At 42.6% G+C, this 19,687-nt stretch carries 20 protein-coding genes; 8 read left to right on the plus strand and 12 right to left on the minus strand.

Annotated elements, in window-relative coordinates:
• Positions 1 to 68: 68 nt before the first annotated feature.
• The 5 genes from BV375_RS19595 to BV375_RS19615 form a co-directional block, all read right to left on the minus strand.
• Positions 69 to 1,037 (minus strand): acyl-CoA desaturase, encoded by a 969-nt coding sequence (locus BV375_RS19595; RefSeq protein WP_086763363.1) that lies wholly within the window; start codon positions 1,035 to 1,037, stop codon positions 69 to 71.
• Positions 1,038 to 1,063: 26 nt separating this feature from the next.
• Positions 1,064 to 2,830: a fatty acyl-AMP ligase gene (locus BV375_RS19600; protein WP_086763365.1), complete on the minus strand. Its 1,767-nt coding sequence runs from the start codon at positions 2,828 to 2,830 to the stop codon at positions 1,064 to 1,066.
• Entirely contained in the window at positions 2,827 to 3,567 is a 741-nt protein-coding gene (locus BV375_RS19605; RefSeq protein ID WP_086763367.1) for a Coq4 family protein, read from the minus strand. Before BV375_RS19605 ends, BV375_RS19600 begins: the two co-directional genes overlap by 4 nt.
• Positions 3,568 to 3,837: 270 nt before the next feature.
• The gene (locus BV375_RS19610) at positions 3,838 to 4,230 is read right to left on the minus strand and encodes a response regulator (RefSeq protein ID WP_086763369.1); all 393 of its coding nucleotides are present in this window, start codon (positions 4,228 to 4,230) and stop codon (positions 3,838 to 3,840) included.
• A 105-nt stretch (positions 4,231 to 4,335) separates the two neighbouring features.
• Positions 4,336 to 5,865 carry an ATP-binding protein gene (locus BV375_RS19615; RefSeq protein ID WP_086763371.1) on the minus strand — a complete coding sequence of 510 codons (1,530 nt, stop codon included), beginning with the start codon at positions 5,863 to 5,865 and terminating at the stop codon, positions 4,336 to 4,338.
• A 192-nt stretch (positions 5,866 to 6,057) separates the two neighbouring features.
• Between BV375_RS19615 and BV375_RS19620 the strand changes: the two genes are divergently transcribed.
• The 3 genes from BV375_RS19620 to BV375_RS19630 all read left to right on the plus strand — a co-directional run bounded on the left by BV375_RS19620 (position 6,058) and on the right by BV375_RS19630 (position 8,904).
• Positions 6,058 to 6,603 carry a hypothetical protein gene (locus BV375_RS19620; RefSeq protein ID WP_086763373.1) on the plus strand — a complete coding sequence of 182 codons (546 nt, stop codon included), beginning with the start codon at positions 6,058 to 6,060 and terminating at the stop codon, positions 6,601 to 6,603.
• Between the two features lie 80 nt (positions 6,604 to 6,683).
• Complete coding sequence (locus tag BV375_RS19625) at positions 6,684 to 7,169, plus strand: hypothetical protein (RefSeq protein ID WP_086763375.1); 486 nt, start codon at positions 6,684 to 6,686, stop codon at positions 7,167 to 7,169.
• Positions 7,170 to 7,704: 535 nt separating this feature from the next.
• Positions 7,705 to 8,904, plus strand: a complete 1,200-nt coding sequence (locus BV375_RS19630; RefSeq protein ID WP_086763377.1) for an argininosuccinate synthase — start codon at positions 7,705 to 7,707, stop codon at positions 8,902 to 8,904.
• Between the two features lie 73 nt (positions 8,905 to 8,977).
• On the opposite strand, the gene BV375_RS19635 is transcribed toward BV375_RS19630, so the two are convergent.
• A complete protein-coding gene (locus BV375_RS19635; RefSeq protein ID WP_086763379.1) occupies positions 8,978 to 9,607 on the minus strand; it encodes a DedA family protein in 630 nt (209 codons plus the stop codon).
• A 461-nt stretch (positions 9,608 to 10,068) separates the two neighbouring features.
• On the opposite strand from BV375_RS19635, the gene BV375_RS19640 reads away from it, so the two are divergent.
• Entirely contained in the window at positions 10,069 to 10,422 is a 354-nt protein-coding gene (locus BV375_RS19640) for an STAS domain-containing protein (RefSeq protein ID WP_086763381.1), read from the plus strand.
• A 550-nt stretch (positions 10,423 to 10,972) separates the two neighbouring features.
• On the opposite strand, the gene BV375_RS19645 is transcribed toward BV375_RS19640, so the two are convergent.
• The 3 genes from BV375_RS19645 to rpsF all read right to left on the minus strand — a co-directional run bounded on the left by BV375_RS19645 (position 10,973) and on the right by rpsF (position 12,884).
• A complete protein-coding gene (locus BV375_RS19645; RefSeq protein WP_086763383.1) occupies positions 10,973 to 11,356 on the minus strand; it encodes a nuclear transport factor 2 family protein in 384 nt (127 codons plus the stop codon).
• A 308-nt stretch (positions 11,357 to 11,664) separates the two neighbouring features.
• Positions 11,665 to 12,225 (minus strand): Npun_F5560 family protein, encoded by a 561-nt coding sequence (locus tag BV375_RS19655; RefSeq protein ID WP_086763387.1) that lies wholly within the window; start codon positions 12,223 to 12,225, stop codon positions 11,665 to 11,667.
• A gap of 332 nt (positions 12,226 to 12,557) precedes the next feature.
• Positions 12,558 to 12,884, minus strand: a complete 327-nt coding sequence (gene rpsF / locus BV375_RS19660; RefSeq protein ID WP_086763389.1) for a 30S ribosomal protein S6 — start codon at positions 12,882 to 12,884, stop codon at positions 12,558 to 12,560.
• Between the two features lie 441 nt (positions 12,885 to 13,325).
• Between rpsF and BV375_RS19665 the strand changes: the two genes are divergently transcribed.
• On the plus strand, positions 13,326 to 14,099 hold the full coding sequence (locus BV375_RS19665) for a fumarylacetoacetate hydrolase family protein (RefSeq protein ID WP_086763391.1): 774 nt from the start codon (positions 13,326 to 13,328) through the stop codon (positions 14,097 to 14,099).
• 3 nt (positions 14,100 to 14,102) lie between these two features.
• Here the strand turns inward: BV375_RS19665 and BV375_RS19670 are convergent, their stop codons facing one another.
• The 3 genes from BV375_RS19670 to BV375_RS36120 form a co-directional block, all read right to left on the minus strand.
• Positions 14,103 to 14,582: a Tic20 family protein gene (locus BV375_RS19670; RefSeq protein ID WP_086763393.1), complete on the minus strand. Its 480-nt coding sequence runs from the start codon at positions 14,580 to 14,582 to the stop codon at positions 14,103 to 14,105.
• Positions 14,583 to 14,663: 81 nt separating this feature from the next.
• A complete protein-coding gene (locus tag BV375_RS19675) occupies positions 14,664 to 14,861 on the minus strand; it encodes a hypothetical protein (RefSeq protein WP_086763395.1) in 198 nt (65 codons plus the stop codon).
• Positions 14,862 to 14,965: 104 nt separating this feature from the next.
• A complete protein-coding gene (locus BV375_RS36120; protein WP_143842144.1) occupies positions 14,966 to 15,220 on the minus strand; it encodes a hypothetical protein in 255 nt (84 codons plus the stop codon).
• Between the two features lie 211 nt (positions 15,221 to 15,431).
• Between BV375_RS36120 and glyA the strand changes: the two genes are divergently transcribed.
• The 3 genes from glyA to BV375_RS19690 all read left to right on the plus strand — a co-directional run bounded on the left by glyA (position 15,432) and on the right by BV375_RS19690 (position 19,349).
• Positions 15,432 to 16,715 carry a serine hydroxymethyltransferase gene (gene glyA / locus BV375_RS19680; protein ID WP_086763416.1) on the plus strand — a complete coding sequence of 428 codons (1,284 nt, stop codon included), beginning with the start codon at positions 15,432 to 15,434 and terminating at the stop codon, positions 16,713 to 16,715.
• 207 nt (positions 16,716 to 16,922) lie between these two features.
• Positions 16,923 to 17,963, plus strand: coding sequence for an MraY family glycosyltransferase (locus BV375_RS19685; RefSeq protein ID WP_086763397.1), 1,041 nt, complete (start codon positions 16,923 to 16,925; stop codon positions 17,961 to 17,963).
• A gap of 132 nt (positions 17,964 to 18,095) precedes the next feature.
• Positions 18,096 to 19,349 carry a competence/damage-inducible protein A gene (locus tag BV375_RS19690; RefSeq protein WP_086763399.1) on the plus strand — a complete coding sequence of 418 codons (1,254 nt, stop codon included), beginning with the start codon at positions 18,096 to 18,098 and terminating at the stop codon, positions 19,347 to 19,349.
• The last annotated feature ends 338 nt before the right edge of the window (positions 19,350 to 19,687 follow it).

A 19,687-nucleotide genomic window follows, 5' to 3' on the forward strand; every position in this document is an offset into this window, starting at 1 on the left:
GCTTCGCAGGTTATAGATTCGCTTTTGAAGATGGCAAATAATAGATGGAAAGCTAGAACTACACTTATTTATAGCGATCGCACGCTTTTTGATTGGATCATTTCAAGTGTAGGTTGATTCACATCCCAAACTAAACCCAGACTTTGCAATGTCACTATTACCCAATAGCCAATATCAATTTGCCACCATTGCAGCCCAAACTTAGCTGAGTTTTGAAAGGCATGATGATTGTTGTGCCAAGATTCGCCAAAAGTAGGCATAGCCAACCAAAGATTATTTGTACTTTTTTCTTTGGTATCAAAAGCACGACTACCGCAGAGATGACAAATAGAGTTAATGCACCAAGTTGCTTGCTGTCCTAAATACAGGCGAATGACTCCACCCCACAAAAAACCATGCCAAGCACTACTCCAAGTTCCTGTGAGACTCAACGCTACAACCGCAGGGAAAACCAGCCCTAAAATTACCCAGACATAATACAGTTGATTAAGCTTGCAAATTGTTTTGTCCCGCAGTAGTTCTGGTGCATAGTAAAGTGGGTTGGGGTAATCGTAGCCCATCTTCCACCACAGATGAGCGTGCCAAAATCCATAAAGCTGATTGCGCCACCCTGTACCGTTTAAATGAGGGGAATGGGTATCCCCAACCTCATCACTATAACGATGGTGATGTCTGTGGTTAGCAACCCAAGAAAGAACAGGGCCTTGTCCACCTGTAGAACCGAGAATCACTAGCAGAATGCGAATAAATGGATGTGTGTGAAAAGCTTTATGGGTGAAATAGCGGTGATAGCCAACAGTAATTCCTACAGAGGTGAGAAACCACATCCCCAGAAAAACTGTAATATCAACTACACTGATAGGCTTGCCCCACAAACAGGCGATCGCTAAAATAAACCCAACAAAAGGTAGAACATCACACAATAAAAAATGCCGCTTCTGCAACAACTTAATATAGCTGTTGCTCATGGTTCTCTTTTTTAATAAATCAGTAGCACGACTAATTGATGCGGATTCAATGCTAGCAGTGGTTTCCATATTCCAAACCTTGATAACTGAGGCGATTATGCAGACAAAAGCTGATTTGCGCTCGAATTTGGCGCTAAATTTGGCAAAATCTCTAATTTTTGAGTTAAAAACTGCTCTCTGCAAGCATAGCGCTGGACTTTACCGCTAGAAGTTTTCGGGAGAGTGGCGGTTTTAATCAGCGCTATAGTATGAATCTGCAACTCATGCTGTTGTAAAACCGCTTCCCGAATCTTTCCCACCACTTCTGCAACGTTGAGGTGGCGCAGATATTGACGCTCAACTTCTTGCACAATTACTAGCCGCGCTGCATTTTCGCGCTCAATGGTAAAAGCTGCACCAGCGCCAAGTCTTAAGGATGGGTGAGCTTGAGCAACCGTTAATTCGATATCGTGGGGGTAATAGTTACGTCCCCGAATAATTATTAAATCTTTGAGACGGCCTGTAACGAATAGTTCGCCTTGATGTAAAAAGCCTAAATCTCCTGTGCGTAAAAATGGCCCTTGTTGGCTATCTGCTAAGTATGCTTGGAAATATTCTTTTGTTGCTTGGGGATTATTCCAATATCCTTGAGCGACACTAGCACCTGAAACCCAAATTTCCCCGACTTCATTGGGTAAACATTGAGTTAAAGTTTCTGGATTAACAATAACAACTTGCAGATTTGCTAAAGTTTGACCGCAACTAACAATATTTTGACTATCAAGATGATTATCGCTAGGAATTACTTGATGCTGTTTTAAAGCATTTTCCTCTACCGTTTCCACAGTTGGTAAAGCAGCTTTATCTCCCCCAGCAATGATTAACGTAGTTTCTGCCATTCCGTAGCAGGGATAAAACGCTTCGCGACGGAAGCCACAAGGCGCAAATAGAGTAGCAAACTGCTCCATTGTTTCCGCACGCACGGGTTCCGCACCATTGAACGCAACTTCCCAACTGCTCAAATCGAGAGTGGCGCGTTGTTCTGGGGTAATTTTACGCACGCATAAATCATATGCAAAGTTAGGGCCGCCACTGGTAGTTGCTTGGTAACGCGAAATCGCTTGCAACCAGTAAAAAGGCTTTTGTAAGAATATCATCGGCGGCATCAGGAAGACCGGAAAACCACCGTAAAGCGGTTGTAAGATACCGCCAATCAAGCCCATATCATGATAAGCAGGTAGCCAAATTACACCCCGACTCTCTGGAGAATGCTGAAACGATTGATAAATTAAAGAGGAATTGTGCAGTAAATTAGCGTGACTAATCATCACACCTTTTGGTGTGGAAGTGGAGCCGGAAGTATACTGTAAGAAGGCGAGGCTATCACTACTAACTTCGACTCTTCGCCAATCTTGCGCCCAGTGGTTATCTAGGTTATCGGTAGCTTGCCATTGTAGCGATCGCAAATCGGCAAATTCTTGTAACTGTGGCTGCACAAGGGCTAAAACTGCTTGAGTGGTGAGTGCAATTTTAGCTTGAGCATTTGCTGCGATCGCTTGTAGTCGTGAGATAGATTGATTGGGGCGCGGAGGATAAGCCGGAACCGCCACTGCGCCTGCATACAAACAGCCAAAAAAAGCAGCAGCAAAATCTAACCCAGGCGGATAAAGTAATAAAACTCGCTCTTGGTAGGCTTTTTGGCTCTGCAAATATGCTGCGATCGCCTGGGCTTTTTGATGTAATTCCCCATAGGTGAAACTGCTATCTTCGGTAATCCCATCTGCAAGGAAGGTATAAGCTGTTTGCTGCGGCTGATGGCTGCCTCGATACTCCAACAGATCCACCAAAGTAGTCACACTCGCATCTATTGCTGTATGTCTCATTTGACTCCCACCAATTCAGGTTTAGCAGTAATTTCCTCACCACGCCATTTAATAGCAGCTTCTAATTCTGAACCTAAATAAGGACGAATATTTAATTCAGCGCGGATTTCGTCTAAAGGCTTTTCCCATAAAGTATTCCAAGGAACACCAAACAGAGGTTGTGCTTGTTGTCCCATAATCCAGCCGCGCACAAAAGCTTCCATGTGCTGACTGCACAAATCCATATCTTCAATCGCAGTTTTGAGGAAATTTTTCGCTAGTAACACCACCCAAAACCGCGCCGGATAAAACTGAGTTAAAGAAAATGTCTCTACTTGAATTTCACCAGCTTTGTCTGTATTGCTACCTGTAACCACGTGCCAGATATCATGAGTTTCCATCACATAATTGAACAAATATCTATAAGTATCTGGCGTATGTTCGCGCACTGGCGGCGGAGTTAAGCCGTTTCTGATCATATGATCGGCGTAAATATAGCCCAAAGTGTTGCTAGGTAATTGATGAAGTTGCTGTAAATCAATCTTACCGAGGAGCTTTTTTTCAGCTAGGGCTATTCTTCCCCTTTGTGTGCGCGAGAGAAACTGGACAATTTGATTGAGACTCTTGGGATCGATTGCTGCATCAGACAAATTGCCACCTGCGCCAAAGGAACCGTAAGGTAGTTGTACAATGCGCATGAAACGATAGGCGAATATCAGCTTTTTTAGCTCTTTTTTAAGATTTTGTATAATTTGCATTTGATTTATCTCCCAGCGATGCTTGTGTTTTTAAATTAAAGAGCGATCGGGGAGAACTAGGGGAGAAATGTGAATAAGATGAGGAGAAGATGAGAGAGTTAAGATTGTAAGCGCACAGCACCCACGAATTGGATTTAGATCCCCGACTTCTTCAAGAAGTCGGGGATCTAGGCAACCATTCTTGCTTAAGTTATAACTACCTAAACAAAATTAATTACACATTCTCCTGGCTGTTCTCTGTTCCCTATTCCCTTTTTGCTTAACCACTTATCAACTCTCTATTTCACTGTAAGCCCAACCCAACACTTCACTGATTTGCCCTGCCAGTTTTAAAGGGCGGAAAGGCTTGGCAAATATAGCAGCTACATCTAACCCCGTAAAGCAGTCTTGATCTGACTCTTGGACTTTGGCAGTTAGTAAAATTACAGGAATTTGCTTAGTAACAGGGTTAGCCTTTAATTTTTGCAAAGTGGCACGCCCATCCATATCAGGCATCATCATATCTAGCAGGATGACATCAACTTGTGAGTTGGCAGCTACATTCAAAGCTTCTCTACCAGAACAAGCCGTCAACACATTCCAACCAGCACCCAATTCTAATCCCAATTTGGCGATCGCCTGCACATCTTCTTCATCATCAACAATCAAGATATTTCTGCTCATGGTGTCATCCTTGCATGATATGTGATGCTGACTAGCTTGATTACCTTGAGCTATTCTAAAATGCAATCGGGCAGAACTGGGGGAGATTGAAGTAGTGAGAAGTTGCTAATTAAAGACAGCTAAAGGTAAAAGTACATAAAACGTGCTACCTTCCCCTAAAACGCTCTGAACCCATATTTTACCGTTATGTTGCTGCACAATATTCCGACAAATAGCCAGTCCTAAACCTGTTCCGCCTTTGTTGCGGGAGTCAGATGCATCTACCTGCTGAAAGCGTTCAAAGATAATTTGTAACTTATCTTCAGGAATTCCTCGCCCTTCATCTTGGATAGTAATCAACAGGTAGTTGGATGTGTCTTTTTTCAACTCAACGCCTTGATATTCTGAAACTGTGGCACTGATCCAAACAGTATCACCTGGTTCCGAAAACTTAATCGCGTTGCTTAGTAAGTTGGTCAAAGTTTGCAACAAGCGATCGGCATCTGCCCAAAGTTCAATTTCTAAAGGATTAACAATTAGTTTGACTTGTAATTTATCTGCCATTGCTTGCATCGCTTCTGTTGCTGTAATCAGCAATTCAGCAGCGTTGCACTTGGCCTTGCGCATAAAGATTTTGCCCGATTTCATCCGTTCTAAATCGAGAATATCGTTCACTAAACGAATTAGACGTTCAGTGTTATTTGTCGCAATGCTCAGAACTTTTTGCCCCTGTGCGGTTAGAGTTCCTAGTTGTCCTGCACTCAATAAATCTAATGCTCCCATTGTGGAAGTTAAAGGTGTACGCAACTCATGACTAACTAAAGAGATAAACTCGTTTTCTAGGCGTTTGCGTTCGGTGATGTCATTGGCAATTAATAATGCACACGGTACTCCCGCTAGGTCAATCAATTCGATGGAAAGTAAGATGGTTTTGAGTTCGGCAGATTTGGTAGAAAATTCAAATTCCAGATTGTAGAGCGAACCGCTATCGGGTAAATTTTGAATAGTTTGGGCGATCGCTACTGTATTTTTACCTAAATCAATTTCCCTAACGGTATGTCCAATTACATCGTCTAAACAATAGCCACTCATTTTTAAGAAACTGGGATTAACATCCAGAAAACGTGTTTCTGAAATTGTGGCGATCGCGATCGGGTTGGGACTAGAACGAAAAACTTTGGCAAACTTCTCCTCAGCTTTGGCACGGTTGCGTATTTCTTGCTGCAACTGCTGATTTTGCGCTTGGAGTTGCTTTTGTAGTTGGCGAATCGTCAAGTGATTTTCAATTCTGGCTAAAACCTCTTCTAGTTGAAAAGGCTTTGTGATATAGTCCACCCCACCAACTGCAAACGCCTTCACCTTATCCAGTACATCACCCAAAGCGCTGATAAAAATTACCGGAATGTCGCGGGTGCGATCGCTTGTCTTTAGTTGTTGACAAACTTCATAACCATTCATCTCTGGCATATTCACATCCAGCAAAATCAAGTCGGGGGGAACTGCATTTGCTCCCCGCAATCCTGTCGAACCTTTGGTCACGCTCCTAACTTTATATCCTTGTTCGGTCAGCATAGCGGATAAAAGATTCAGGTTTTCTGGTGTATCATCAATTACCAATATGTCTGCTTTGGGAGAGTTAAATAACTGTTTGAGCATCGCAATATTAGCTTGAGCCAGAATAGGCTACGTAATAGTGAATAAAAATTTTAACGTTAATTTTCTAGCTTAATAATCCTTTATAGAAACTTATTCATAACTTAATTGTCTCCCCCAGTTCTCCCCGATTGTTTTTTATTTTTAAAACATGAAAGCAAAAGTTTAATTCATGACTAAAAGGTTAAAAATAATATGACAAATCAACAATTATCTTCCTTATCAAAAACCGCCCGTCTTTTTGCTGCTTTAGGTCTAACTCTCAGTGCTAGCCTGTTTGTTTACCCTAGCACCAGTCAAGCAGGTAAAAACGGCGGTGCGATACCTGCTGAACTTCAAGGCGAGTGGCTTTACGGTCGAATTTCTTCTATTCAATACCAAGACCAAAATACGGGACAGTCAGCAGCACCGAATGGTTCGAGCGATCGCTTTCAACTCGCAGCTAACGGTAACTACCAGCGGCAAAGGTTAATTCAAATCAACACCTACAACTGCGCGTCTAACCTGTTCATACAAGAGACAGGTAAGGTTAGTGTTGAGGATCAACAACTTACCTTCCAACCTACTGAAAGCACATCCAAAGGGCAAATCTGCAATACTGGACGCACTTACTCTGGACGCAATACCGCCAAGCCTGAAACATACGCGTGGTCAATAGATAAGAACGAGTACGGACAAGAAGTCCTCTTACTTCAGACTTCCGATGGTAAGGGTCAGGCTCATTATGGGCGACCTCAGTAGCTCTGCACAAGCCAGACTTTTCTCCCCTAGTTCTCCCCGATTGTTTCCTAATCTATAAAATATCGAACTGAGGTTATTCTATGATTCACCATATTTCTTTTGCTGTTAAAAACCCTCACCATGTTGCTCAAGTTTTCGCGGAAATTTTAAAAGCATATGCTGTTCCCTTTCCTCCTAATCCAGGTAGCTATATAGTTATACCTTTTGATGAACATGGTACAGCCATTGAACTTTATCCTTTAGGTTCTCAGATAGAACCTGGCGAAGGCAATAAGGAATCCGCAGTATTTGTACAGACCGCTATTTCTTCTAGATTTACAGATATTCATGCAGCCATTTCTGTATCTGTTAATCAAGAAGAAATCCAAACAATTGGTGAGCGTGAAGGTTGGCGTACTGTGCGCTGTAACCGCGATACTTTGTTTGATGTCATTGAGTTTTGGGTAGAAAACAGAATCATGATCGAACTACTAACACCAGAAATGGCAACTCAATACTTAAAATTTGCAACTCAACCAGAAACTCTGAAAATGTTTACGACAGAACCTGCCTTAGCAACAGTATAAATCTTGTGAAAAAGAGTTATTGCAGGTTGGATTTGAGTAAATTACAAGAATTATACTTAACTTAAAACTTCTCTTCTTACTGATAAGAGGAGAAGTATCTGCATTTAAAAATCCTGGTAGACAAAATATTGCGATGGCCTCGATTTACCAAATATTAGGATGCTTGATGGCGGAACTTTGAACGCACCATGAATATTATCAAGGATGCTTCATTCACTAGATATAACTTATATTACTTTTCAAAGCGATTGCTTTATAAGCAAACTCTGACAATTATTCAATAAATACGATCAAAATCAGCAATAAATTCATCAAAATAGCTGATTATATAGCAATCCTAATCATTAGTGAAAAATTCTATTGCCTCTTGTCTATTGTATATTGCCTGCCTCCACGAGTAAGTTCAAAAATCAAATAGGAACGCTATATAAGCATTTGTAGTTAATTTCTCCATTGTTTGAATACTAGATAAAATATACGTGTATTAGTTAGATATAATAATGACTCATTCTTTGTTTCCTAAGTGGAGAAACTAATGGGTCGCGCCAAAAAGGTTGTCCTGGCATATTCTGGCGGAGTAGATACCTCTGTTTGCATTCCCTACCTCATGCATGAGTGGGGTGTAGAAGAGGTGATTGCGCTAGCAGCAGATTTAGGCCAAGGAGATGAATTAGAACCAGTTCGAGAAAAAGCTCTAAAATCGGGTGCAAGTGAATCCCTGGTGGCGGATGTAAAAGAAAGCTTCGTTAAAGATTACGCCTTTGCAGCGATTCAAGCTAACGCCCTCTATGAAAATCGTTATCCTTTAGGAACTGCACTTGCCCGTCCACTAATTGCCAAGATATTAGTAGAAACAGCCCAAAAATATAATGCTGATGCGATCGCTCACGGTTGTACTGGCAAGGGTAACGATCAGGTACGCTTTGATGTTTCCTGTGCAGCCCTAAATCCCAATCTTAAAATCCTTGCACCAGCACGGGAATGGGGAATGAGTCGTGAGGAAACCATTGCCTACGGTGAACGTTATGGTATCCCCACACCAGTAAAAAAATCTTCTCCTTACAGCATTGATAAGAATTTACTCGGTCGTAGTATTGAAGCGGGGGTGCTGGAAGATCCAGCTGCTGAACCACCAGAAGAAATTTATCAGATGACTAAGGCGATCGCTGATACTCCCGATCAGCCAGAGTACATTGAAATTGGTTTCCAACAAGGTATTCCTATAACCCTAAACGGTGTAGCAAAAACTCCAGTCGATCTGATTGAACAACTAAATCAGATCGCAGGAAATCATGGTATCGGGCGGATTGATATGATCGAAAACCGCTTGGTGGGCATCAAATCGCGGGAAATCTATGAATCGCCTGCGATGATGGTGTTAATTCAAGCACACCGAGATTTAGAAAGCTTAACTCTGACAGCAGATGTCAGTCACTACAAGCGTGGTATTGAAGAGACTTATACCCAATTGGTCTACAACGGTTTGTGGTACAGTCCACTGAAAGCAGCCTTGGATGGGTTTATTCAAAAGACACAAGAACGAGTTTCTGGTACTGTACGGGTAAAACTTTTTAAGGGTAATGCCACCTTAGTCGGGCGTTGGAGTGATAACTCTCTTTATACCCCTGACTTGGCAACCTACGGTGCTGAAGATAAATTCGATCACAAGGCAGCTGAAGGCTTTATTTACGTTTGGGGTTTACCAACACGCATTTGGGCCCAACACACTAGGTAAAGGCAAAAATAAAAAGGCAAAAGATCAAAGAAATTATTACTTTTGCCTTTTTACTTTTTACTTTGTTTCTTTATTATTCTCCCGCTGCACGCTTGACTTGGCGAGACTCTAACCAAATGGGCACAACGATTACAGCAACTAAAATCAGTAAGGCTGCGATCGCAAAATGGCTAACCCAGGAAACCAATTGTTCCAAAGAAACAACTCTTCCCGCAAAGAAAGCTAATGTTACCATCACGCTTGCCCAAGCACTTGCGCCTGCTAAGTTATACACAAAGAATTTTCCAAAAGGCATCTCGGCTATACCTGCTAGTGGCGCAGCAAATATTCGTAGGAACGCGAAAAAGCGTCCAAAAAATACAGCTTTAACAGCATTCTCACTAAATTGCGCTTTAATATTTAGTAGTTTTTCCTCAGATATTCGGAACAACTTACCAATTTGTAGTAAGAAATTCCAACCACCGAATCTACCAATCCAATAACCACACGTACCACCGATTGCGGCACCTGCAACGGCGTCCCCTAGCACCAGCCAGTAATTAAGTTCATTACTACCTGCTAGAAACCCACCTACAAGGGTTACGGTTTCACCAGGAAGGGGAATGCCTAAATTTTCTAGCAAAATTCCCAAAAAAATTGCCCAATAACCATAATGGTGGGCGAATTCCTGGATGTTTTCTAGTGAAATCAACTCAAGAGACATTCCGCACCGCCGCCTTTACAAATTTTTACTTGTACTATAATCTTTGCTCCTTTTTGGGTGGGGTGTCAATCAAGCCACTCATGGGAGTACATAGCTTCTAGTCTATACTAACTTTTAACTGTGGAGGATTGACAGGGGCTTCTTTATAAGCTATTAGCACAACCGTATAGTTACTGAAGAATAAGTATAATCTTTTTATAGAAAATTTATCGAAATCCTTCTAAATATAAAAATTTTGTAAAAAATACGTAAGCTACTGCCATTCTTAGGAGCTTATGCCTATATTGAGAAAGTTAAGACAAATTATACGGCATGAATACTGAAAAAACTTGTTTCAACTGCACTGCTGTAATTCCTTTGTTATTTAAGTAACACGGCAAGTACTTGTTGTAAACAGAACGCAGTATTAATGCCAATTTTTTGTTTTCTGTTATAGTGTTGCAATTAATTCAGTGAAATTCATGACTCTGAAACAGAAAGCTCAAGTGGTTTTGTTTAAACCTCAAGGCAGTATAGACTTACAAGGTGGAATCGCCTTAAGTAACGAAATGGCTAAAGTAATACCACAGCCTTACCAACTTTGGGTTATCGACCTAGCAGCAGTAGATTTCATGGATAGTTCTGGCTTAGTCTCGTTGGTAAAAGGATTGAAAGCTGCACGCCAGAGCGGTTGCCGCTTAGTTCTTTGCAACGTTAAAGCACCCGTCCGGTTGATATTAGAACTCACTCAACTGGATTCAGTATTTGAAATCTTTCGTACCTATGAAGATGTCCTCACTATCGCCAACGATAATAGGCTGGTACTAGCAGGGTGAATCTCTATTCTTATTTAGAAATGCATGGTGAGGCCCAGCAATTTTAGTAACTTTTAATAATTTCCTCGATTACAATCACCTCACCATCATTAACAATACCAGATTGGCGATCATATAGCTTCTATAAATTTACACTCCCTTAAGGGCAGCTGCCCTTGGGACTTATATATTGACTTATAGCAAAATAGATTGTTACGCTTTGCTTTCTGCCCCATCACATTGGTGCCTGAGTAGCAAAATTAAAAGAGGCTAGAGAAAAAGTATGAGCGTGTGTCTTAGTTGAGAAACCTCTCTCAGTAAAAAGAGAGGTTTTTGTTTCGGTTTAGGGGTGCGAGTAGCAACGGAACAGAAAACTGGGATAAGCAAATAAAATCAAAAATATTGGCAAAATTATTACCATGCTTCAATTGGTATAGGTTTCTCCGTAGCGATCGCTTGGGTTAAAAGCGGCTCATCAAATCCAAGCGCGTAACTTTCTGTACGGTTGCTTACTTCATCCCGGATACAGAAAAAGGCTGCCCACCGATGCTTGTTCGTTCTTTGCGTGTGGTTAGGCCTTTGGGATGGACGATGGAAGTGGACAGACTTCCATCGCTTGAATCAAGCCGTGTTCAAAGGTGAATCGATGGCCCACGTGCTCATCGGCAAGAACTGCGTCAGCCTTGTCACGCACGACCTGATGCACATCGACCAAAATGCGCCCGGCCGCCTCCGAGTAAAAGGAAACCGGCTCGACGTGCGGATTGATCTCGCTCCATTGCTCCGTCCAGTAAGCGCGAACTTCTTCAGGTCCACGGACAAAACCGCCTTTGAACGCTCTGGGCCAAACCACGTCCGGAGTCATGAGGGCAAGGGCAGCGTCAACGTCTCGCGCGTTGAAGGCTGCGTAAGCCGCACGGAGCAGTTCGATTAGGAGTGCAGGTTGATCTGACATTTATTGGTATGGTGAACCAAATGCAGTAAGGATTAATAATTTATTGTACAGAGTTTAGCTGAAGCTTTTTTTATCGACACTATCATGCCTGATGTCAGGTTTATTTCGAGGATTTTCCGTTTTTAATTCTTCTATTGTAAGGAAGGTTGTTTTATATGTAGTTCATGAGCGTTATTCACGAAAACTCAGCACAGATGATACCAGGCGCTTACATTTAAGAAACCTGAGAGCAACACTAAAATCGGCTGCCTTAGATCTTCAGCTTCGCAAGCAACTGGCTCAACTGTTAGGAAAATTTAAAATTACTATTAACTATTAGGTACAGGAGAAATACTGGTTTCGTCAGATGTTGGACGGGGAAAACTGGGCAGATCGATACCACTATGATTGGCATTACGGCTTTTCAGAGCTAAACGGTAACTGACACTTTGCAGTTCTGCTTGCAGTTGTCGATTTTCTCGTTGTAGCATTGCTACTTTTTCTCGCACTGGAGCCATACGCTCTTCAAACTTCCGACGGTAAATTTGTGGTAACTCCTGTACTACTTGCTCTAACATGCGGCTGCGATCGGTTAATTCCTGAACTGTCTGCCGCAATTGGTAAATCTCGGCGTCACGCGCGGTAATTTGCTCTTGGTAGAATGTCACCTGTTGCTCGACAGCTTGCAATTGTTCTTGCAAAGCCTGCAACTGCTTCAGATCTGGCTCCGACTCCGATTTTTGGGGAATAAAACTAGTATTACCCTTGACCAGTCGGAAGAGTTCTTGAGATAACTGTTGCACTAATTGGTCACGAAGTTGCAACTCTTGGCGCAGTTGCGATACTTCACTAGAGAGAGCTTGGATGTTGGATGTATCAGATTGGCTCACAGTGGCTTACAGCTCCCATTCAGAATCTTGTCCACTTTTACGTATAACTGCGGTCATAATACTTTTGGCAAGTAGTTGTTAATTTAGCATTACTAGCCAAGATCGGAAGAAAAAAGGCACATTTTTTTATAAGTTTTATCTTACTCAGTATTAAGTTCTTCTCAATATTGAGTGCTGAGTCTGAGAAAGGAAAATTACCAAGTACTGATGTACTTTGTAAAAGCCCTGCCCCAGAACTTTGCCTGAAGGGATTCCCTCCAGGCAACTTCTCTCTTTATGGGCGGTCTTTAAACTCGAAACTCAGGACTCAGCACGCTTGATTTAGAACTTGCTTAAGCGGTTGCAGCCACTGGATCTGCTTTTTCTTCGTGGACTTCCTGTTTAATTGTTAGGTAGCGAATGACTTCTTCGCTCAAACGCATTGCCCTTTCCACAGGGGCGATCGCAGTTCCAGGACCAGTATAGTTGAATTGAATGTAAATGCCATCCCGGTGCTTTTTAATTTCATAAGCCAGACGACGCTTTCCACGATTTTGAATTTGGATATCTTCAGCACCTTGTTCTTTGAGCAAGTTCTGATATTTATTAATCGCTTGCTCTACCTGTTCGTCTCCCAGATCGGGACGCAGGATGTACATTGTTTCGTAAACTATCGACATGAACTTTAGTCTCCTTATGGACAGAGTGGCTGCCGATGTTAATTTATACAGTACTTTTGAGAGGATATCTCAGTACCGATCAACATCTGAAGCAACAAGGAACTATAATCTTACCAGTTTTTAATTTGAATCTTGAGCCAAATCCGCCAAAGTTTTAATCTCTAAAAAGAAGCTACTCCCTGACTTCTGATGTTTAGCAGCCGCATGAGCAGCTTTAGCAATACCCTGACGGGAAGTTGCTGGGTGGCAACAGAGGCAGTTAAGTTAACCCTGGGATTGAATTAAAGAGGGGGAATCGAGCTTTGGGTTATCGACCGCTATTGGTTTGAGACTCAAAGCTCTACCGTTGTCTGTTGGCTCTACTGATTTTTCAAAAGCTAACTCACGGTTGCTAACAGCTAACAGCTTTCAATTGCATCCAAAAGGATATTAATCAAGGTTATGGCGCAGCGCTATGTGCGAGTTCAAAATCAGGAAGGACAGATTTACTATGGGTTATTACAACTATCCCTTAATGTCCAGTTACTAGATGCTCCGCCCTGGTTACAGGGACAACCTACAGATTTAATCTTGGCACCAGACGATTATCACATTCTGGCTCCTTGTGCGCCCTCAAAAATTGTGGCTGTGGGCAAGAATTATGCAGACCATGCAGCAGAAATGGGGACTCCGGTGCCGAGTGAACCACTGATTTTTCTCAAGCCACCTACATCTATTATTGCCTCTGAGACAGAAATTAAATATCCTCTTCTGTCACAAAGGGTAGACTACGAAGGCGAATTGGCACTGATCATTGGCGATCGCACTAGTGACTGTACCCCAGAGGAAGCCCAAACCAAAATTTGGGGTTATACCATTGCTAATGATGTGACAGCGCGGGATTTACAAAAAAAAGATGGTCAGTGGACGCGAGCCAAAGGTTTTGATACATTTTGTCCCTTGGGTCCTTGGATCGTCAGAGAATTAAATCCGGGTGCGAGATTGCAGACTTTTTTGAATGAGGATGCTAATCCTGTGCAATCTACCTGTATCGATCAGATGGTATTTGCTCCCGATTTTTTAGTGTCCTATATTAGTCAGGTAATGACGCTGCTGCCAGGAGATGTGATACTCACTGGTACACCAGAGGGAGTCGGTTGCTTGCAGCTAGGCGATCGCGTCCGTGTAGAAATTGAAGGCATTGGTCGCCTAGAGAACACCGTAGCAGCTCGTTAATTACTACCGCACTTGCATATAAACAGCATCCGAAATTGCTGGAATTTCTGCGTAACGCCCTAAAAGAGACTGAGCAACAGAATATCCAACTGCTGCTACTAAACCGAGAAAGATAGTGCTGGCTACAGTTTGCACTGCAAAATCTACACCAGGGAGTGCTACAACCCGCAAAACTATGCTGCACAAAAACACAATAATATCTAAAAGGATTGCCTGCATAGTGTTAAAGCGAATGAAATGAATGATTTTTTCATTTCTCACCACCAAAAAGAATAAGGCAAAGAAAACTATTAGTTGCCCAAATTGTCCTAAGCTGCCGTAAATAGCAACAATCGGCGCAAGGGGCAAAAACACCACTTGCAGCGCTGGAAATTGTCTTAATAAGGACACATAACCAAACATCAACCCATCAATTAAGGGCAGTAAATAAGGTAAGCAAGCAAGAATGCGGTCCGAAACCGTTGTAGACCCGCGCCAAGACATGGTGAGTTCTCCTGTGGATAAAGTTCAACAGTTACTTGAGCCTAGGATAACGCAGTTACTTGGTCTTGCTAGCAAATCCTCTTATTCTATATTGGCAACGAGAAAACCCATCATACACTCATACTGCTCTGGCTGCTGTTCGGTGAGTTTACGTACTTGTTGACCGCAACGCAGTTGACCTTGACTCCAACGTGGTTGACCACTTTGATCGGCTAGTAGACAAGACTGACAAACCTTCCCAGGGGCAAGGATTTGATTTTCCATTAAAATGACTAGCATCCCATCCCTCCTGTAAATTCTCACTATTACCCACAATTTCACTTAGGGGAGAATCGGCTTTTTAGACGCCCCAGCCGCAGAATTACTAGATGTTCCAGCTTTGCTCAGTCTAGAATTTGGGAAAAGTGGATTGTGATTCGGGATGGCAATGAACGCCTAAAAGTAACCTCTGATGTCTCTTTGGCAAAAGTGTAGGCGATCGCGTAGCGCTTGAGAGCAGGAAAGGAGTTTTGAGAAGAAACACCTCGACAATATACAGGCGGTCGCAACTCAAACAAAAATTGCCAAGTAGACTCTAGATTTATTGTATGTTGTGTATAGTAGAGAGGAGTTTTTTTAGTAAAAAGTAATACATACACCGCTACAAGAAATTTAAAATTAAAAAATTAAAAATTTTTGATTCTGGGTTTTTCTACAGTATCGAACTTGCGTCTAATAATAAAGAAGTTGGTAATCGTCAAAAGCCATTGAACTATAGACTAAATATGTACTATTGACTGTGGACTGTTACGTAGGTACGACACCCAGGCAAAATTAACTGTTGTGCAAATTTTTCTAAGGATAGCTGAAGTGACTAAGACTAATTCAGACTTGCTGAGCTCTAGCGACCCCGCGATCACGGAGCTACTTAATCAAGAACTACAGCGTCAACGTGACCATTTGGAGTTGATTGCTAGTGAAAACTTTACCTCAGCGGCTGTACTAGCAGCGCAAGGTTCTGTGCTCACAAATAAATATGCCGAAGGCCTACCTGGTAAACGCTACTATGGCGGTTGTGAATTTATTGACAAAGTTGAGCAGTTAGCAATCAACCGTGCTAAACAGCTTTTTGGTGCTGCTCATGCGAATGTTCAACCCCATTCTGGTGCTCAAGCGAATTTTGCCGTGTTCTTGACACTATTAGAACCAGGCGACAAAATTATGGGGATGGATTTGTCTCATGGAGGACATCTTACCCACGGTTCACCTGTGAATGTGTCAGGTAAGTGGTTCAAAGTCAGCCATTACGGCGTTAGCGAACAAACAGAACAATTAGACTATGAGCAAATTCGGGAGCTGGCGCTAAGGGAGCGTCCTAAGCTACTAATTTGTGGTTATTCCGCTTATCCCCGAATCATTGACTTTGAGAAGTTCCGCAGTATCGCCGATGAAATCGGTGCTTACCTGCTAGCTGATATTGCCCACATTGCTGGTTTGGTCGCTACTGGCCTTCATCCCGACCCTATCCCTTATTGCGACGTAGTAACTACTACTACCCATAAAACTCTTCGTGGTCCTCGTGGCGGTTTAATTTTGACCCGCGACGCCGAACTTGGTAAAAAGTTCGACAAATCTGTTTTCCCCGGAACTCAAGGCGGGCCATTAGAACATGTAATTGCTGCTAAAGCAGTGGCTTTTGGCGAAGCTCTAAAGCCTGAGTTTAAAACATATTCTGCGCAAGTGATTGACAATGCCCGTGCTCTGGCAACTCAACTGCAAAATCGTGGTTTAAAACTTGTATCAGATGGTACAGATAACCATTTAATGCTAGTAGATTTGCGATCTATCGGACTGACAGGTAAGCAAGCGGATCAGCTGGTGAGTGGCGTAAATATTACCGCTAACAAAAATACAGTTCCCTTCGATCCGCAGTCACCATTTGTTACCAGCGGTCTGAGGTTAGGTTCGCCAGCCATGACAACCAGGGGGTTAGGAGAAGTAGAGTTTACAGAGATTGGAAATATTATTGCTGATCGCTTAATATCTCCAGACTCCGAGGAAGTTGCTGCTGATTGTCGGCGACGGGTAGCGGCGTTATGCGATCGCTTCCCCCTATATTCTCATCTAGAGATTCCCGTACCAGCTCTAGCATAGGGGATTGGGGAGAAAAAGCAGGGGAGCAGGGGAGCGAGGGAGATAACACTTCCCCTTAATCCTCCGCCTATTTAAAAGTTCCTAGCCTGTATTCTCTAATCTAAAATCTCAAATTCCTATGCTGATCAATGACTCAAATTTAGTAGATCTAGGTAGCAAAATCCTTCAGCAGATTTTTGTCTTACAAATTACTTTTTGAAAATACAGATGCCTCCTCAGATTTATCATCTGATTTCTTTCCTAGTAGCCGCCGTAGTCGTTCTCTGGACTACGCCAGATATCAAAAACATTGGGATCAAAAGTGGACGTGTAGATCAACCTGGTGGACGAAAAGTCCATCAACGCCCGATGGTACGTCTGGGAGGAGTTTCAATTTTCGCAGGGACTATAACCTCTCTACTAATTGTCTGGTGGTTAGGTGGATTTGGCAGTCTGCCACCGGAAAAAGAATGGCAAATTTGGGGTGTCACCTTAGGTGGTCTCGGCTTTTTTCTTATTGGTTTAGCCGATGATTTACTTAACTTGTCACCCCTGTCACGTCTGTTGATGCAAATGATTGTGGCAGCTGGTGCATGGAAAGCAGGCGTAAGTATAGATTTTATTACTGTTCCCACCGTAGGAATTGTTGACCTGGAATGGCTGAGTTTACCGATTACAGTCCTTTGGCTGGTAGGAATGGTCAATGCCATTAACTGGATTGACGGTTTAGATGGATTAGCAGCTGGGGTATCGGGAATTGCCGCTATGGTGATGCTAGTTGTAGCGCTATTTATGCACCAACCAGCAGCAGCTCTAATTGCCGCGGCCCTTGCTGGTGCTGCATTGGGATTTCTCCGCTATAATTTCAACCCCGCTCAAATTTTTATGGGAGATGGCGGGGCTTATTTTATGGGATTCACCTTAGCGTCTGTAGGTGTAATTGGTCTGGTAAAAATTCCGGCTTTCACAGCTGTATTATTACCTTACCTAATTCTTGCCGTACCGATTGTAGATATGTCAGCAGTGATTTTAGCGCGGCTGCGACGTGGTAAATCTCCATTTACTGCGGATAAAAGCCATCTCCACCACAGACTACTCAAGGCTGGTTTATCTCATCGCTGGACAGTTTTGTTTATTTATTCTTTAACTTTGTGGGTTGGCAGTTTAGCATTGGCTATTGCTGGCATACCTAGTGGCATTGCTTACGCCTGTGCTGGAACTTCGCTGCTCAGTTTCGCTATCTGGCGAGTTTGGAAACTCTCTCGGTAAAATCAAGTATTTTAGATTTGTAATTTTGGATTCAATCTAAAATCCGTCTGGGAAAGTTTGCTAAGTTGGTCAACTCCTGCCAGAAACTGACTCAACTTTCCGCAAAATTTTAAATATCAAATCTAAAATCTGATGAGTGCAGAAATTATTTGTGTTGGTACGGAAATGCTGTTGGGTGATATTCTTAACAGCAATGCGCAATTTCTCGCGAAACAATTAGCTCAACTAGGTATTCCTCACCACTATCAAACAGTGGTAGGGGATAATCCCGAACGACTTAAGCAAGTTATAGAAATTGCTACCTCAAGGGCGCAAATTTTGATTTTCACAGGTGGTCTTGGTCCCACGCCAGATGACCTCACCTGCGAAACCATCGCTGATTTTTTTGGCGTTCCTTTAGTAGAACGTGCCGAAATCATCGAAGATATGGCTCAGAAATTTGCTCAACGCGGTCGGGTTATGTCCCCCAGTAACCGCAAACAAGCTTTAATTCCTCAAGGTGCAGAAATTTTACCTAACCCTACAGGCACAGCACCTGGCATTATCTGGCAACCCCGTCCTAATGTAACTATTTTTACTTTCCCTGGTGTGCCATCCGAAATGTACCGGATGTGGGAAGAAACAGCAGTACCCTATCTTAAAGGCCAAGGCTGGGGACAAGAAATTATTTACAGCCGGAGTTTAAGGTTTTGGGGAATTGGTGAATCTGCTTTGGCAGAAAAAGTAGCCCCTTATTTTAATTTGCCTAACCCCACAGTTGCACCTTATGCAGGCACTGGGGAAGTCAGACTCAGAATTTCTGCTAAAGCCGCTTCGGAAGCAGCAGCAGAAGATTTGATTGCGCCTATTGAAAAACAAATCAAAGAAATTGCAGGCTTAGATTATTACGGTATTGATAATGATACCTTGGCTTCAGTAGCTGGTAAGTTATTGCAGGCTTCAGGAGAAACCTTATCAGTAGCAGAATCCTGCACTGGTGGTGGACTAGGGCAAATGTTGACCGATATTTCTGGTAGTTCTGAATACTTTTGGGGTGGGGTAATTTCTTATGACAACTCCGTGAAAATAGGTTTGCTAGGAGTAAACCCAGACGACCTTGCTAAATTTGGAGCCGTAAGTGCTACTGTTGCAGAGCAAATGGCACTTGGTGTAAAAACCCGCCTCTCTACCACTTGGGGATTAGGTGTGACTGGTATTGCTGGCCCAACTGGTGGAACAGACACCAAGCCTGTGGGTTTGGTTTATATTGGTTTAGCTGGGCCGAAAGATGAAGTCGCCAGTTTTGAGTATCGCTTTGGAACAACGCGCAATCGTTCTTATATTCGCTATGTCAGCGCGTGTGCAGCATTGGATGTACTGCGAAGGAAGTTATTGACGAGACAGTAGTAATACTATTTCCCAATACTGCCAGGAATATGGAAAAAAGGGTGGGGTAAAGAGGAAAGAAAAACCTTTACCCCTTACCAAGTTCATCAAATGTTAGGTGTTAATCTAATCACACCAAAGCCTCACTACAAACAATTATAGGAATTGGCTGAGATAACGTAGGTAACCTGAGTTCGGGATAAGAAATCCTCAAACCCCTTGATTTTTCGTTGTCTGGTCTGAAACTTTGTTTTCATATATTTTCAATAAGGCATGTTGTTGATATTAATCTCATTTGTGAACCTTATTGACGAAACGATTCCACTTTAATCACTTCTTTTACCACTTAGAATTTTGCT

Source organism: Nostoc sp. 106C (assembly GCF_002154725.1).
Classification (GTDB): domain Bacteria; phylum Cyanobacteriota; class Cyanobacteriia; order Cyanobacteriales; family Nostocaceae; genus Aulosira.